Here is a 15,459-nt window from a genome sequence, read left to right on the forward strand (position 1 = left end):
CTCACCACACTGAATCACTCAAAGTGATGCCAACACCACCTGAATACCCTAAACAGGGGCTAATGCTCAATGCGTTGGCGTGAGGATTTGGGTCGCAAGCTGTACCTCGCCCCTTCGTAGCAATTGTTATCGCGTTGCTCCCGACAGGACACGCATTTCGCGTTCGCGTGATTGGGCAATTGGATCTGGAGTACTTGAGTTAGAATGCGCGACCCCTGGGTGGCACATGCAAACACTATCCTGAGACGCAGTCTGCTGCCATGTTTCCAGCAAGCCGCTAAAATCACTTTTCATCGAAAAATCGTAGATGCCTGCAAAATCCCTGTTATAGCGAATGTCATAACGATCAGCTTGTTTCTTAAACAACCAACTTAGGTAGTTCAGGAACAATGACTTAAAACGATGAGGTCGCTTCAGAACACCCTTTAGCGGCCCCCCGCACTGCCGCACCCAACCTTTAAACCCAGCAGCATGCAATGCCTTGACGCATGCATTTCGGATTTGGGGGAACAGATGTACATGCTCATGACCATCTACAAAATCGGGAAGACGGCCGAAATCGCGTTGAAAATTCTCAATCTGCGATGCAATCTCTTTCTCGATTTGACAGGTATTCAACTTGCGTAAGTGCGATTTGAGCAAGAGCTGCGGCATTGTTGGGAACGCAGCCCATTCTAAAGCTGAGGATGATGGCTTAAGCCAGTCCCCTGTCAACGTGATATGAAGCCCGATCTGGATATCGGGCCTCTGCTCACTCAGCGCCTTTAAGGCTGTCACGTCCTGTGGCCATGCATCTGTGACCACCATGCACGAGGTGCCTTGAATCTTGTCGTTCTCCAGCAACCACAGAATGCTTTTGCTGATTTCCGAAGTGTAGGCGTAATCATCAGCCACCAAGCGCATTTGCCACCTCGGTTGTTTTGGCGCTTTGGCTATGTTCTTCTGCGACGATGTAAATCGGGCGCTGCTTAATTTCACGCAGCATATGCCCGACATATTCTCCAACCACTCCTAGCAAAATCAGCTGTAGTCCGCCTAGAAAGACTGTTGCGGTGAATAGTGATGAGTATCCAGGTACATTATTGCCAAGCAGCAGTGACGACAACACGATCCAAAAACCATATATCGACGATGGAATAGCAATAGCCACCCCTAAGAACATCGTTGCCCGCAAAGGGACCGTTGAGAACGAGATAACACCTTCGGACGACAAACTAAGCAGTTTCAAGAAGTTCCACTTGGTCGTGCCAGAGATACGCGCTTCTGGCTCATACTCAATCGCACTCTGCTTGAAGCCAATCCAAGTAGAAAGACCTTTAAAGAAACGTATGCGTTCCTGACAAGCTTTCAATGCTTCCAAAGCACGAGGAGATAGCAGTTTGTAGTCAGCAGCATTTGCAGGAATCTCGAACCTGCTCCCTGCATTTATCAAGCGATAAAAGATCCCAACCAGCTTCTGTTTGATCGGATGATCTTGCCGTTTATTGTGAACCGCATAGACAACATCATTGCCTTCCTCTTTCCAGCGGCGAACAAACTCAGGCAACATTTCAGGTGGATGTTGACCATCACTATCAAGAAAAACAATCGCACCTTTTTGACAGCGTTCTATTGCCGCCACCAGCGCAGCTTCCTTGCCGAAGTTGCGACTAAAGCAAACGGTTTTCACACTGAACCGGCCACTCGAAAGCTGGTTCATAATCGTGGGACTGCCGTCAAAGCTGCCGTCGTCTACGTAGAGAATTTCGATATTTAACGCGAACTGATCAATGAGCTGCTCAGCAACTTTTCCAAGACGTTGGTGAAAGACCTCCAAAGACTCAGATTCGTTAAATACTGGCACTGCAAGTGTGAGGGTGTTTTCACTCATAGTCATTCTCCCTCACATGTCACAGCATTTGGACCTAATGCAGGTTTCAAAACAGCAATCCAAACTTCAGGATGTTTTTTGTAAACTCTTCCGCCAGGAGCAGGCCAATGTACTTTTTGAGGAGCAATCACACACATTCCAGCAACCTTGGCTTTAGGTTCTTTATAGTCAACGTAGACCGCGCCTTTGGTTTGTAGATCTTTCTCGTCAATCCACGGGGAATACTTAAGACTTGCCTTTTCAAAGAGTGATGCCCGTTGAGACGCATACCAAGCCACAGTTCCTCCTGGCCAACGACTACCAATGGTGTACTCAAAAGGCTCAGACTCGTGGTTGTACCAATACTTTTCCACGATCTGAGTTAATGCCGGACCATCATGCTGCATGCGAGCAGGCTTGCTTTTCACCATTGGAGAAAACACGAATATGCCGACATAAATCAGTACCAGCAGGCCGTACAGGATAGTCCACGAAGCTATGAAGCGCTGTTTGAAAGAACCTAGACTGACATCCAATGAATTGGCTGCAGCACCAATAAGGCCTGCAAACACAACACCAAGTGGGATTGACCATGCAGTCTTGATGTCTGCACCAAGTCCCAGAGAGATTGCAGCAATTACAACGACAGGGCCGATAACAGCAAACAAGAACGGATCTGACCATACGTCGTTGATGAGATCACCAACCCGAGCAAACGACGCTAACTTCATCCGTTGCCACCCTGCAGCAATTGCAAGCGCAAGCAACATTGGAGCAACTGAATAAATGAACTCAATTAGATACTTGATCGGCATCGCAAAATGCAGATACCACGCTGTGCCTTCACTACCAGAACGGTTCATCGCATATTTAATTGGGAGAAAATCAGTATCCACTAGCCAGAGTACGTGGGGTGTAACTGCTATCAGAAACATAGCTACAGCGAGGTAAGGCCCTGGCCGTAAGAGTAGATCTCGACGTCTAAGCAAGACCCATAATGTTGCGCTGATTAGAAACACACCAGCAATGTACTTACCGTACATACCACCAGCACTCACCACCCCAAACATGCCCCACCAGAAAAGGCTATCTTTTTCTTCGGCCTTCAAAAAAGTGAATACCATCCAGCTCCAAAATGGCAGGAAGCCCATATTCACGTTGTATTCGATAGAAGTTAGTGTCGTGAAGTGCGTCAGGAAAACAGCAAGAACAGTATATCCGCAGGCTTTTGCTCCATATCGCTCATGTACGATGAAAAGGACCGGAATAATCGCCAGGATGGTGCAGAGTTGAGAGCTGGCGAATACAATCCAATCCGAGCGCCCAAAGAACCTTACAACAATGTCAATCATCCAAGCTGACATTGGCGGGTGCTTAAAGTACCCCAGTTGCCATTCTCTACCCCAATACAAAGACTCGATTGAATCTAAAGGCAGGTTGCTAGCAAATATCGCTGATATCGCTGTGTAGAGCACCAGATGCACAGTTAGTACTGCCAAAACGAGCCAAACTGATCCGATGTTAACCCGAGCAAAAACACTTTTGTCCGAAGCGAACTCTGACTTGATGTAATCCGTGTCCATAACCACCAAAAAGGTTCAGCCCCGTAGCAGCAGCCCGAGGCATCCCTAAATTCTCTTAAAAATAGCAATTTCAGTGGGTACAACTAACAAATATTTTTTCGAATCTCCACGTTCAATTCGATATCTGGTTGGATTGTCAGGCAAGTCGCAGTACCCTGTGTTCTTTCGGTATCAGCTCCCGCAAATAGATTAATTTTACTCACAAAAAACAGCCAATTACGTCCCTCTTATTGAGAAATATTAATTAATTAAAATGCCACCATTTCTATACATCCCTCACAGATACATGATGTTTAACTAAGACGTTATTCAAGCCAAACATAATCAGAACACTTCCATTTCCTTCCTTGCTTCAGAGTTTTAGAAGGCAGTCGTTTCCTTCCAGCTTTCCATTACTAGTTTCCGTGATTGTTCTCGCTGTTTCGTGAAAAGGTGTTCTCAAGCAGGGGAGTAAGTATAAAGCTGTCGCGTTTTTGGGGGAGTTGTGCTCTTATCCTCCCTGGTGTTTTTCGGGGTAAGTATTTTCGGGGATACTTGCCCAGCTTCCGGGTCGTTGTCATGCGTCAGTTTCTGCTTCCTATCGCCTCTTTGCTTTTGGGCTCTGCCTTCCTGTTTTTTGCCGGTGGTGTTACCGGTATGCATTTGCCGCTTAGAGGTACGTTTGAGGGCTTCTCCTCTCTTTCTCTCGGTCTGTTGGGGACTGGCTGGGCAATTGGGTATGTGACTGGCTGCCTGAGTGTGCCGAAGATCGTGCAGCGGGCGGGGCATATTCGGGCCTTTGGTGTGATGGCGTCTTTGGCGTGCTTGTCAGTTCTGGCCTCTTCCCTCATGGTTGATCCCATTGCATGGATTGCCTTTCGCTCCGTGGCAGGGTTTGCTTTTGCCGGGGCGGCCATGATCGTGGAAAGCTGGTTGACGGAACGCTCTGACCCAAGCAATCGCGGGGTTGTTTTTGGCACTTACACCATGGTGAACCTTGCTGCGACCACGGGTGGGCAGGTGGTTCTTTCCATGGGTCCGATTGATGGGTTCGAGTTCTTTGTGATTGCCTCCATGTTTTATGTGGTGGCGCTTATCCCGACAGCTGTCACGCGCACCCCTGCTCCGGCTCCCCTTGCACAGGTCAAACTGGATATACGGCGGCTGTGGCGTAACTCTCCCGTTGCCGTGGTTGCTGTTGTTCTGACTGGCGTTTCCAACGGCAGTTTTGGAACGTTGGCGGCGGTATATGGCGGGAAAGTTGGACTGCCGATTGCCAGCATCACGTTGTTTGTGAGTTCATCCATTTTGGCTGGCGCCTTTGCGCAGGTCCCAATCGGCATGATCTCAGACCGCACGGACCGCCGCTACGTCGTCATTGCGATTGCGGTGGTTGCCTTGGCTGCGGACTCCATCTTCCTGTTTGCGGATACCAGCAGTGCCAACATCGCCATTGCCTCAGCGGTAATTTTTGGCGCTGCGATTTACACGTTCTACCCGGTGCTGGTTGCCCACGCGAATGACCATGCAGATGCGGGGGATGCGATGCAGACCAGCGGTGGTTTGTTGCTGATGCTTGGCGTGGGGTCCATGATCGGGCCATTTTTGGGCGGCGTGTTGATGAGCGTTTTCGGGTCTATCGGCCTGTTCATGTCCACGTTTGCAGCCCATGCGCTTATTCTTGCCTTTACCTTATGGCGCCTCACACAGCGTTCTGCTGTTGCAGAGAGCGAGAAGAGTGTGTTTGTGCCTTCTGCGCCAACACGCACGGCCACACCGCAAACGATTATTCTTGCTGATGAAGAAGTTGCCAAGGAGATGGAAGTGGACGAGCTGTCAGAACAACCTTCGTCTTAAGTGGTTATGCGCAGGCATTTGCAGGATGTCTGCGTTATCGAATAAATATGAGGTAAAAACTCTTATTTAAACTTGACTATAATTATCAGGTATACAATAGCTCACCCTACAACCTTTGCTATTGCCCGTCCTTATGAGAAGTCAAGCCGATGAAAACCAATCTTTTCGCAGCCGCCTTCGCTGGTGCCCTTTCAACTCTTGTTGCCTTTGGAGCGTCCGCGCGTGATGTAAAACACGAGCTGGGAACCACCACTGTTCCTGATCAACCTCAGCGTATTGTTGTGCTGGAATATAGCTTTGTTGATGCGCTGGCTGCCGTTGGCGTTGCTCCTGTGGGTGTGGCGGATGATAAGAAACGTGAGCGCATCATCAGCGCCTATACGGATAAGATTGGGCAGGACTGGGTTTCTGTTGGCACCCGTAAGACACCAAGTCTTGAAGTGATTGCATCCTTGGGTCCAGACCTGATCATTGCCGACAAGACCCGGCATACAGCCGCTTATGACACGCTTTCTGAAATTGCACCGACGGTTGTCTTTGACAGTCTGGGTGGTGACTACCCTTCTGCAATTGCGCAGCTGGAAGCGATTGGCGCTGCCGTTGGCAAGGCAGATGAGATGAAAGCCCGCGTTGAAGCGCATAAAGCCAAAATGGCTGAGATTGGCGCGCAGTTTGAAAAGGCTGGCGACTACAAGATCCAGTTTGGTGTGACCAACGCAAAGGGTCTGTGGTTGCATTCCCCAGTTTCCTACAATGGCTCAGTGTTGAAAGGTTTTGGTTTTGCCAGCGGCATGAAGCCAACCAAGGGTGCGGTTTACGAATCCAACTACGTGAAGACCTCTCTGGAGCAGCTTTCTGCTGTGAACCCGGACATTCTCATTCTGGGCCGCTACGCAAACCCAGCCTTTGCGGATGGCTGGAAGGGCGAAGCGCTTTACGAAAACATCAGCGCTGTGAAAAACGACCGCGTGTTTTACGTGGAAGCGCATGTGTGGTCTCGTCTGCGCGGCATGGTGGCAGCAGAAATGACCGCCAATGATCTGCAAGACATTATGAAGCAAGTTCAGAACTAAGCCACGCACATGCCACTCACTGCCATGTACTGGAGCCTTATGGGGATGGCGCTGCTCGGTGGAGCGGCGCTGTCCCTTGCCACAGGTGGCCGACAAGATATCGGGTTTCTCCAAATCCTGAACTCGGTCTTTGCTCAGCTTGATGAGCAGAGCCTTTCCATTGTGCGAGACATCCGTGCTCCGCGCACTCTCATTGCCGCTTTGATTGGCGCAAACCTAGGCCTTGCCGGGCTTTTGCTGCAAGCCACAACGCGCAATCCACTTTCCTCTCCGTCTATCCTTGGCATCAATCAGGGCGCAGCTCTGGGCATCGCCATCGGGCTGGTGTTCCCCTCGCTCGTTCTCTTCAACATCGACACCATGGCGGTGCTGGGTGCTGCCTTTGCCGGTGGTCTAACTCTAACGCTTGCAGGTGGCCTCAAGGGCACGTTAAGTGCGCTGCGCCTGATTCTTTCTGGTGTGGCAGTCAGCGCTTTTGCGTTTGCATTGGTGCGGTTCACTTTTACGCTGGATGATGAACTTGCCCTCTCCGTGATCCAGTGGACCACAGGTGACATTGCAGATGTGCGCTGGAAACAGGCAACGCCGCTGCTTGTCTGGTGTCTGGCAGGTGGCCTCCTGACGTTCTTCATGTCGCATAAGCTTAACTTGATGGCGCTTGGTGAAGCAGCCTCAAAAGGGCTTGGCTCTGATCCACGGCTTACGTTGCTTTTCGGCATTTTGCTCGCGGCAATCCTGACCGGTGTTTCCGTTTCCGTTGCCGGGCCTGTGATGTTTGTTGGCCTCATCATTCCGCATGTGTGCCGCGCTGCCTTTGGCACAGACCATCGTGTACTGGTGCCCGCGGTTATGCTGTGTGGTGCCACCTTGATGCTTGTTGCTGATGGCGCTTCCAAGCTGATCAACTTCCCGGAGGAAACTGCGGTGGGTGTGGTTTCAGCCCTGATTGGCGCGCCCTACTTTTTGTACCTGACCATCACGGCCAAGGAGATTGACTGATGAGCATGCTCTCTGAGGCCTCCGGCGCACAGTGGCGTACAGATTTTAAAAGCCACCGGAGCACCAAAGCCTTTCGCGTCCAAATGCTGCTGTTGTTTGCCTGCGTCTTTGTCAGCATGCTCAGTCTGGGTGTGGGCGCAGTTAACATCCCGCTGGATGTGATTTTGAACAGCCTGTTTGATCTTGATGGCCAAAAGCAGACCTATATTATCTGGAAGTCACGGCTCCCCCGTGTGTTGATTGCCTTGCTGGCCGGGGCAAGCCTTGCTGTTTCCGGTGTTATTGTCCAGGCTATCATTCGTAACCCGCTGGCCAGCCCCAAGATCATGGGCATTAACTCAGGTGCTGCACTGGCTGCTTTGGGTACAGTGATGTTCCTGCCCAATGTGCCCGTTACTTATCTTCCTTTTGCTGCGGCCCTTGGCGGCATTGTTGCTGCGGTGGTGGTGCTGTTTGCAGCTCATCTGCGCCAAGTCTCCCCTGCCCGTCTGGCTCTGGTTGGTATAGCCGTTGGCATGGTGTGCGATGCAGGTGTTGATTATCTGCTGGTGACAGCCGCAACGCTGGAAATCTCAAACCCGCTTGTCTGGCTCACCGGCTCTCTATGGGCTCGTACGTGGGTGCATGTGCAATCGATATGGATGCCACTTGTCATCCTTTTGGGTCTGACTATGGTGCTCTCCTATCAACTGGACCTGCAGCAACTGGGAGACCAGACCGCCCGCGGACTAGGCCAAAGCACGAATAAGATGCGCCTTTTATTGTTGGGCGTTGCAACCCTGCTTGCCAGTATCTCCGTTGGCGTGGTTGGTGTGATTGGCTTTATCGGCTTGATGTCACCGCATATCAGCCGCTCTCTTGTGGGGGGACGACATCGCCTTTTGCTGCCAACTGCTGCACTGGTGGGGGCACTTCTGGTTGTTCTGGCAGACGCGGTTGGACGGGCTATTGCGCCGCCGCTTGAAGTTTCCGCAGGCATTTTGAGTGCAATGCTGGGCGCTCCTTACTTCATCTGGATCATGAGCCGCTCACAAAAAGGACAAAGCACATGAGCATCGTTCTTTCAAACGTCACCTCCGGTTACGAAGAGTTCATGCTCAAGGGCATCAATCTCACCATTCAAAAGGGCAGCTATGCCGCTTTGATCGGCCCCAACGGCTGCGGCAAGTCAACATTGCTGAAAACCATCGGCCAGATCAACAAGTTAAAGAGCGGCACTATCACCGTTGATGGTGAAGCAATCCATCGCCTGCCTGCCAAAACGGTTGCACGGCAAATTGCATTTTTGCCGCAAAGCCCTGTGGTTCCAACTGGCATCAATGTTGAGCAACTTGTCGGGTATGGCCGTGCGCCGCATCAATCACTCCTGGGTATTCGCAGCCGGCGGGATGTTGAGATTGTTGAGGAGGCCTTGCACACCTCAGGGCTCTACACGTTCAAGGACCGGGCGTTAAAAGACCTTTCCGGCGGTCAGCGCCAACGTGCCTTCATCGCTATGTGTCTGGCTCAGGATACGCCCTACATTATGCTGGATGAGCCAACCAGCTATCTGGATATCCGCTATCAGTATGAGACACTGGATCTCCTCCAACACCTCAACAGTCAGGGCCGCACGGTGGTGGTCGTCCTCCACGACATCGCCCAGGCCTCCCGCTACGCAGACCACCTCGTCGTCATGCGTGATGGAACGATCTTTGCCGAGGGAACACCACACGAGGTGGTCAGCCCGTCTCTGGTGAGCTCCGTCTACGAAATCGACACAAGCGTTTACGCTGATCCGGTGTCTCAAACACCGGTGGTAACGCCTGTTTGAGATGAAGGCCAGCGTGCGTTCGGGTGAAAGCTGCGCATTAAGTGCTAGGGACAAAACCTGTTTGTCCAGACCTAACGTTATTCGGATTTTGATGCCTTTAACGATGACTTTCCAGAAAATCCTCAGTGTGAATATTTATCTCATGGACAATGGCTGAGACATCGAACCACTTCTATTGGAGACAATCCCTCTTTAATTTGGCGGAGAGTGCCAAGACTTAGAGCTACTAAAACTCACTTTAAGTCGCAGAGCTGGCCAGAGCCTCGGGCGCAGATAATTTAGCTCCAAAGAGCGTGTCTTAAACCGTCGATAAACTGAGCGTTAAAAGGGTACGCTTTGAGACTTCTCTAACGTTCAAAGCTTGTAGGGAAAGAGAAAAGGCCGCTGTGCACGTCATATCACCCACCTATGCAAAACCTCACGCCGCGCCACATTGAAAAGGAAATCACGCTGCGAGGGGAAGAGTTCAGCAAGCGGATAGAGCAAAAGTGTCAAACCTTTGGAAAGCTGAGCGAATGCTCGGTTTATTATCTAGTAATTTCAAGGAGATAAGTGGTGCCCGGAGGCGGATTCGAACCACCGACACGCGGATTTTCAATCCGCTGCTCTACCAACTGAGCTATCCGGGCATTTCGCGTTGGGCAGTGTGCCCCGCTGAGGTGAGGGTCTTATAGGGCGCCTGATTTCCTCTGTCCAGCACCTCAATGAGTTTTCCCAAAGGCTTTTAGGGGGTTAAATCTTTTTTTCTCAGAACGTATTGCAAGGAAGGGGCTGGCTCACAAAAAAGGGCGCTGTTCATGCGCCCTTAGTTTTCTTCTACTCTCAATAGACTTAGACGCTGACCCAACTGGCCTGTTCGTGAGATTTGGCCATGGTCTGGACGAGGCCTTCAATGAAGATGCCGCGTTCGAAGTCGATCAGGTGACTGTCTTCACCCTGCAGGCTTTTCAGGATCTCGTTGACCTCAATGATCTTCAGATCGTTGAAGCCGAGACCGTGGCCCGGGGCCGGGATGAAGCGGTCGTATGGCGCATGGGCTGGCCCTGCCAGAACTGTGGTGTAGCCCTGCCCTGCGACATCGCCTTCAGCTTTGTAGACGTGCATCTCGTTCATGCGTTCCTGATCATAAACGATAGAGCCTTTGGAGCCGAAGATCTGTACGGCGATGCGGCCTTTACGTCCCCATGCGGAGCGGTTGAGCTGGAGGGTGCCGTTGCCGCCATTTTCCAGTTCAAACAGCACGGTGGCTGCATCAAAGGTTTCAACGGCTTTGTCGTTGCCAGCAGCGTCCTTGCGGGTCGCGTACGGCTTGGTCATGTGACACATGACTTTGGCAATGCGCAGATCCAGCGCCATGAGCAAGGACATGGTGTGCACGCCGAAGTCATCCAGTGCGCCAAAGCCGGAGGCCAATCCGCTTTTCATGCCCCATTCATCATCCGGGTTGGCCATGAAGTCTTCGTCCATCTCAAGACGGATCTGAAGTACATCGCCGATTTCGCCTGAGTTCAGCAGGTCGCGGATGCGGCGCATCATGGGGTTCTGGATGTAGTTATAACCAAGGAAGGTCTTCTTACCGGATTTGCGGGAGGCTTCCAGCATTTTCTGCGCATCCGCATAGGACGGAGCCATTGGCTTTTCGCAGTAGACGTGCTTGCCCGCTTCCAGAGCTGCGATTGCCATTTCCGGGTGGAACTCATTCGGCGTGGTAATCGAGATAATGTGAATATCCGGATCGGCCAGCATATCGCGCCAGTTGCCCGTAGACTTGGCAAAGCCAAAGTCTTTTGCGCGTGCTGCTGCCAGTTCTTCATTCACCTCAGCAAGCGTCACCAACTCTGGCTTCAGCTCACCACCAAACACACCGGATACAGCATTCCATGCCAGAGCATGACATTTGCCCATGTATCCGGTTCCAATCAGACCTACGCCGATTTTTTCCATCTCAGTAATCCTGGAAGTGCCCCTAGAATAGAGTTCATTGGAATAGAACGCGTTATGAACGGGGCATTGATAAAATGAAGGAGCGGCACGATCGGGTAATGCCGCTCCTCAGTGTCTCACTGAACATTCTGAATGTTGCGTATGCCTGACCCGAAAACCGACAGAGGATTTTCAGGAATACACATCACACAGTGCCGCCCAATGATGCCTCCAAACTGGCAAGCTCTTGCCCGCCAGCCATGAGATCTTGAAGTTCTTCAGCGGTGATTTCGCCTTTCTTCGCAGTACCGAGGGTTTGCCCCCTGTTCAGCACTGTGAAGCGGTCTCCCACTGCCATGGCGTGGCGTACGTTGTGCGAAATGAACACGACGCCAACACCTTTTTTGCGGACCTTATCCATAGTCGAGAGCACGTTTGACGTCTGGCGTACACCCAGAGCAGAGGTCGGCTCGTCGAGGATGAGGACTTTCGCGCCGAAATACACGGCGCGCGAGATTGCGACTGTCTGACGTTCGCCGCCGGACAGTGTGCCCACAGCCTGATCCGGTTCGCGCAGATTAATGCCCATCTTGGACATTTCTTCCATAGTGACTTCGTTTGCGTACTTATGGTCGAAATAAGAGATCGGGCCGAACTTTTTGACCGGCTCACGGCCAAGCCAGAAGTTGCGGGTGATGGACATGAGCGGGATCATCGCAAGGTCCTGGTGCACCGTTGCAATACCTGCATTCATTGCATCACGCGGGCTTTCAAAGACCTGCTTTTGACCATCAACGACGATCTCGCCTTTGCTTGGCTTGTGCACGCCGGACATGGTTTTGATGAAGGTGGATTTACCTGCACCATTGTCACCAAGCAGACAATGCACTTCGCCGGGCATGACGGAGAACGAAACACCAGCCAAAGCAATGACAGAGCCAAAATGCTTTTCGATGTTCTTCATCTCAACAATAGGTGTCGTCATGATCAGCGCTCCCCTGTGACGCGCTTGCGGATCATGTTGTTAAACAACACCGCGATCAGCAGCATGGAACCGAGGAAGACCAGATACCAGTCCTGATCGATATTGGTGTAGCTGAGGCCGATAAGCACCATTCCGAAGATGATGGAGCCGAAGAAGGCACCGATTGCGGAGCCGTAACCGCCTGTCAGCAAACAGCCGCCGATCACCGCTGCAATGATTGCCTCAAACTCCTTCTGGAAACCACGGCGGGCGTCCGTTGAGCCTGCATCCATAACAGTCAGGATTGCGACAAGAGCTGCACAGCATGCAGTGAACATGAACAGGTACATCTTGACCTTGCGCACTGGCACGCCGGAATTACTTGCTGCGTTGCTGTCACCACCTGCTGCAAAGATCCAGCTGCCAAATGGGGAGCGAAGCAGAACCCAAGTTGCCAGAAGAGCCAGCAAGACAAACCAGAGAATATCAACCGGAATGCCGTCTACTTTTGGCTTGCCGGACTTGAAGGTGTCGATCCAGCCCGCTTCGGCCAGCCAGTAGAAGAATGGTGTGAACGCTTCTCCGCTAAAGAAGTCAGCAAGCCAGCTGCCTTCAAATTCTGCACGGATACCGCGCAGCTGAGTTGAGCCGCCGGTTGCCGCTTTGAGGCCAACCAGAGACAGGCCGCGCAGGATAAACAGGAACGCAAGCGTTACAATGAAAGACGGTAAGCCCGTACGGATGACGATCTGTCCGTTGATGGCACCCATTGCAGCTGCCACGATGAAAGTGACAATAATCGCTGCATAGAGTGGCAGGTCGAAGGTGACCATTGCCGCGCCGAAAATCAGGCCTGTGAACGCAACCATAGAGCCAACGGAGAGATCAAACTCACCGCCGATCATGAGAAGTGCTGCCCCAATAGCCAGAATGCCGAGTTGGGCAGCAGGCGTCATGAAGTTCAGGATCCCCGCGAGGGTGAACATCTTAGGGTCAGCAGTAAAAAGAAAAAAGATTGTTACGAGAGCAAGGCCAGCAATGGCGCCGAGTTCAGGACGCTTCATGAGCCGGGAGATGAGCGAGACGTTTTTTACTCTTTCGTCCGCGCTCTCAACAGCAAGATCGGACATTTTATTTCCCTCAGTTTTGCATGAAGTGAGAGGGATGCATGCACCCCTCCCACAGCAAAGCTCCTTAACGGATGCCTTGAGCGGACAGCTCTACAACCTGACCGGCTTTATCAGCGGTGATCAGGTTTGGACCAGATGGAACGTTGCCACCAGGGATAAGTCCGTACTCTGCATTGAGAGCGAGGAAGATAACAGGCAGGTAGCCCTGAAGGAACTGCTGCTGGTCGATTGCAAATGCTGCTTTACCGTCAGCAACTGACTGCAGGAAGCCTGCGGACATGTCGAAGGTTGCAACGTTTACTTCGCCAGTGCGTCCAACTGCTTCAACAGCTGCCACTGCTGGCTCACCCACGAGAGATGCACCAAGACCCATGATGGTGTCGATGTCTTCGTTGGATTCCAGAGTTGCCTTGATCTTCGCTTCAACTTCAGCTGGATCGTTGTTTGTTGGAACAACAGTTACTTTGCCGCCAAAGCCAGCTGCAAAACCGTCACAGCGCAGATCGAGGGACACGTTGCCCACTTCCTGGTTGACGCAGATGCCGACTTTGCCGCCCATGTCAGCAAGCTTTTGGCCTGCTGCTTTACCGGCGTCATACTCGTCCTGGCCCACGTGCAACAAAGCACCAAAGCTTGCAGACACATCACTACCGGAGTTCATGGAGATAACTGGAATGCCAGCTTCCACTGCTTTGGTAATGGATGGGCCGAGCGCGTCACCATCAGGAATGGACACAACAATTCCGTCCGGCTCCTGAACGATTGCTGCATCAATCAGCTGGCTCATGGCCACCATGTCAAAAGTTTCTGGAGCACGGTAAGAAACGTTAGCGCCGCTGTCTTTTGCTGCTTTGTCTACACCGTTCTTAACAACAGACCAAAATGGGTCGTTTGCCTGGCCATGGCTCACAACAATGATGTCAGCAGCCATTACAGCAGGTGCAGTCATGATCGCAGCAGCAGCTACGAACGCGCGTAAAGTCTTTTTCATATAAACCTCCCAAGATTGGCGGATGCCAATTTTAAGTCAGGGTTTCCCCTAGAAATCCGGTGTTTATCTCGTCCACAAACACTGGAGTTCGAATGCGTTTCCGCACGAATTGTAGTGCTCAGCCGTCCCACGGGCAAAAGCACCCATCACCCCATTATATCAACGCAAGCCTGATTGCGGCAAATCCGTGCTGAAACAGCACTTTAAAAGGGTGATGGACAGAGCACGTGTTACCGGCCCTACAATCGTAGAATTCATCCAAATTTGAGCAATTCGGAAAATTCATTCCAAATTTATAGAACGTACATTGCGGTTTTTCAAGTTTTGGAATAGATTTTTTTCATGACACAGAATTTAGACGCAATTAGCCCAGACATTCCCTCGGATTACGAGAGCCTGAAAGCTCGAATAAGTACTCTTTCGGACAGCATGCCCAAGCGCCTTTTGCAGTGCGCAAGATATGCTTTGGCGAATCCGGACAGAATCGCTCTTGGCACCACAGCCGAGATTGCCAGCGCTGCAGGCGTGCAGCCTTCTACTCTTGTTCGCTTTGCCCAAACGCTGGGATTTGACGGTTTCTCGCAGATGCAGCAGATTTTTCAGGGGCAGCTGGTTGGCCGCAACTCTGAATATACGGAGCGCCTGACGAAGATCCGCGAGAGTGGAACAAACACTCCAGGCAGCATTCTTGGCAACTTTGTAGAACGGTCCAAACAGTCGCTTGATGATCTTCTGCGCCAGGTCGACACGGTCGCTCTTGAGCGCTCCATTGAAGCGCTGTCAGCTGCAGAAAACATACACTTATTAGGCTTGCGGCGTGCATATCCGGTCGTCAGCTACCTACACTATACATTGGGCAAGATGGGCGTGAGAACAAACCTGCTGGAATACACGGGTGGCATTCTGGAGGAACGCGTTCAGTTCATCAACGAGAACGACGCATTGTTTGTGGCGACCTTCAGCCCCTACTCTCCTGAGGTGGTTGAGTTTGCAAGCAAGGCCTTTGGCCGGGGTGTCTCTGTTATCTCCTTGACCGACAGCGTTCTGTCTCCAATTGCCCGCGTTTCTTCAACCGTTCTGGAGGTTAATGAGGCGGAGCATGGCGCGTTCAGATCACTCTCCACAACCATGTGTCTTGCCACTTCTATCGCTGTTGCGGTTGGCGATGCACGAAAGTGGACGTCCCTCTCCTAGAGTATCTCTAAGGAATCAATAGGAAGCCGGCAAAGGACTGAATTTGGAAGTGAGCTTGTTTAAAATTTTGGAACAAAGCTCATTCTATTTTGAACAGATATTCC

13 protein-coding genes and 1 tRNA gene are annotated in these 15,459 nt (G+C 51.6%); 6 read left to right on the forward strand and 8 right to left on the reverse strand.

The window, feature by feature from the left end; all coding sequences use genetic code 11:
- Window positions 1-126: 126 nt before the first annotated feature.
- Genes DHN43_RS03395 through DHN43_RS03405 form a run of 3 tightly spaced genes read right to left on the reverse strand, consistent with a single transcriptional unit; the run spans window position 127 to window position 3,432 of the window.
- A complete protein-coding gene (locus tag DHN43_RS03395; RefSeq protein ID WP_159096782.1) occupies window positions 127-903 on the reverse strand; it encodes a ChbG/HpnK family deacetylase in 777 nt (258 codons plus the stop codon).
- The gene (locus DHN43_RS03400; RefSeq protein ID WP_108817725.1) at window positions 887-1,870 is read right to left on the reverse strand and encodes a glycosyltransferase family 2 protein; all 984 of its coding nucleotides are present in this window, start codon (window positions 1,868-1,870) and stop codon (window positions 887-889) included. Before DHN43_RS03400 ends, DHN43_RS03395 begins: the two co-directional genes overlap by 17 nt.
- 2 nt (window positions 1,871-1,872) lie before the next feature.
- Entirely contained in the window at window positions 1,873-3,432 is a 1,560-nt protein-coding gene (locus tag DHN43_RS03405; protein ID WP_108817726.1) for a glycosyltransferase family 39 protein, read from the reverse strand.
- 558 nt (window positions 3,433-3,990) lie between these two features.
- On the opposite strand from DHN43_RS03405, the gene DHN43_RS03410 reads away from it, so the two are divergent.
- The 5 genes from DHN43_RS03410 (at window position 3,991) to DHN43_RS03430 (ending at window position 9,153) form a co-directional block, all read left to right on the forward strand.
- Window positions 3,991-5,268 carry an MFS transporter gene (locus DHN43_RS03410; protein WP_063293301.1) on the forward strand — a complete coding sequence of 426 codons (1,278 nt, stop codon included), beginning with the start codon at window positions 3,991-3,993 and terminating at the stop codon, window positions 5,266-5,268.
- A gap of 149 nt (window positions 5,269-5,417) precedes the next feature.
- The gene (locus DHN43_RS03415; protein ID WP_108817727.1) at window positions 5,418-6,341 is read left to right on the forward strand and encodes an ABC transporter substrate-binding protein; all 924 of its coding nucleotides are present in this window, start codon (window positions 5,418-5,420) and stop codon (window positions 6,339-6,341) included.
- A 9-nt stretch (window positions 6,342-6,350) separates the two neighbouring features.
- Window positions 6,351-7,340 (forward strand): FecCD family ABC transporter permease, encoded by a 990-nt coding sequence (locus tag DHN43_RS03420; RefSeq protein ID WP_108817728.1) that lies wholly within the window; start codon window positions 6,351-6,353, stop codon window positions 7,338-7,340.
- On the forward strand, window positions 7,340-8,392 hold the full coding sequence (locus tag DHN43_RS03425; protein ID WP_082830616.1) for a FecCD family ABC transporter permease: 1,053 nt from the start codon (window positions 7,340-7,342) through the stop codon (window positions 8,390-8,392). Before DHN43_RS03420 ends, DHN43_RS03425 begins: the two co-directional genes overlap by 1 nt.
- Window positions 8,389-9,153 (forward strand): ABC transporter ATP-binding protein, encoded by a 765-nt coding sequence (locus DHN43_RS03430; protein ID WP_108817729.1) that lies wholly within the window; start codon window positions 8,389-8,391, stop codon window positions 9,151-9,153. Before DHN43_RS03425 ends, DHN43_RS03430 begins: the two co-directional genes overlap by 4 nt.
- A 553-nt stretch (window positions 9,154-9,706) precedes the next feature.
- Here DHN43_RS03430 and DHN43_RS03435 read toward each other — a convergent pair.
- The 5 genes from DHN43_RS03435 to DHN43_RS03455 form a co-directional block, all read right to left on the reverse strand.
- Window positions 9,707-9,782, reverse strand: a tRNA-Phe gene (locus DHN43_RS03435).
- Between the two features lie 202 nt (window positions 9,783-9,984).
- A complete protein-coding gene (locus DHN43_RS03440; protein WP_063317951.1) occupies window positions 9,985-11,097 on the reverse strand; it encodes a Gfo/Idh/MocA family protein in 1,113 nt (370 codons plus the stop codon).
- Between the two features lie 184 nt (window positions 11,098-11,281).
- A complete protein-coding gene (locus DHN43_RS03445) occupies window positions 11,282-12,061 on the reverse strand; it encodes an ATP-binding cassette domain-containing protein (RefSeq protein WP_057465013.1) in 780 nt (259 codons plus the stop codon).
- Between the two features lie 2 nt (window positions 12,062-12,063).
- A complete protein-coding gene (locus DHN43_RS03450; protein ID WP_108817730.1) occupies window positions 12,064-13,170 on the reverse strand; it encodes an ABC transporter permease in 1,107 nt (368 codons plus the stop codon).
- A gap of 64 nt (window positions 13,171-13,234) precedes the next feature.
- Window positions 13,235-14,161, reverse strand: a complete 927-nt coding sequence (locus tag DHN43_RS03455; RefSeq protein WP_057465012.1) for a sugar ABC transporter substrate-binding protein — start codon at window positions 14,159-14,161, stop codon at window positions 13,235-13,237.
- A 342-nt stretch (window positions 14,162-14,503) separates the two neighbouring features.
- Between DHN43_RS03455 and DHN43_RS03460 the strand changes: the two genes are divergently transcribed.
- Window positions 14,504-15,355: a MurR/RpiR family transcriptional regulator gene (locus tag DHN43_RS03460; protein WP_063287371.1), complete on the forward strand. Its 852-nt coding sequence runs from the start codon at window positions 14,504-14,506 to the stop codon at window positions 15,353-15,355.
- The last annotated feature ends 104 nt before the right edge of the window (window positions 15,356-15,459 follow it).

It is taken from the genome of Pseudovibrio sp. Alg231-02 (genome assembly GCF_900143565.1).
GTDB lineage: Bacteria > Pseudomonadota > Alphaproteobacteria > Rhizobiales > Stappiaceae > Pseudovibrio.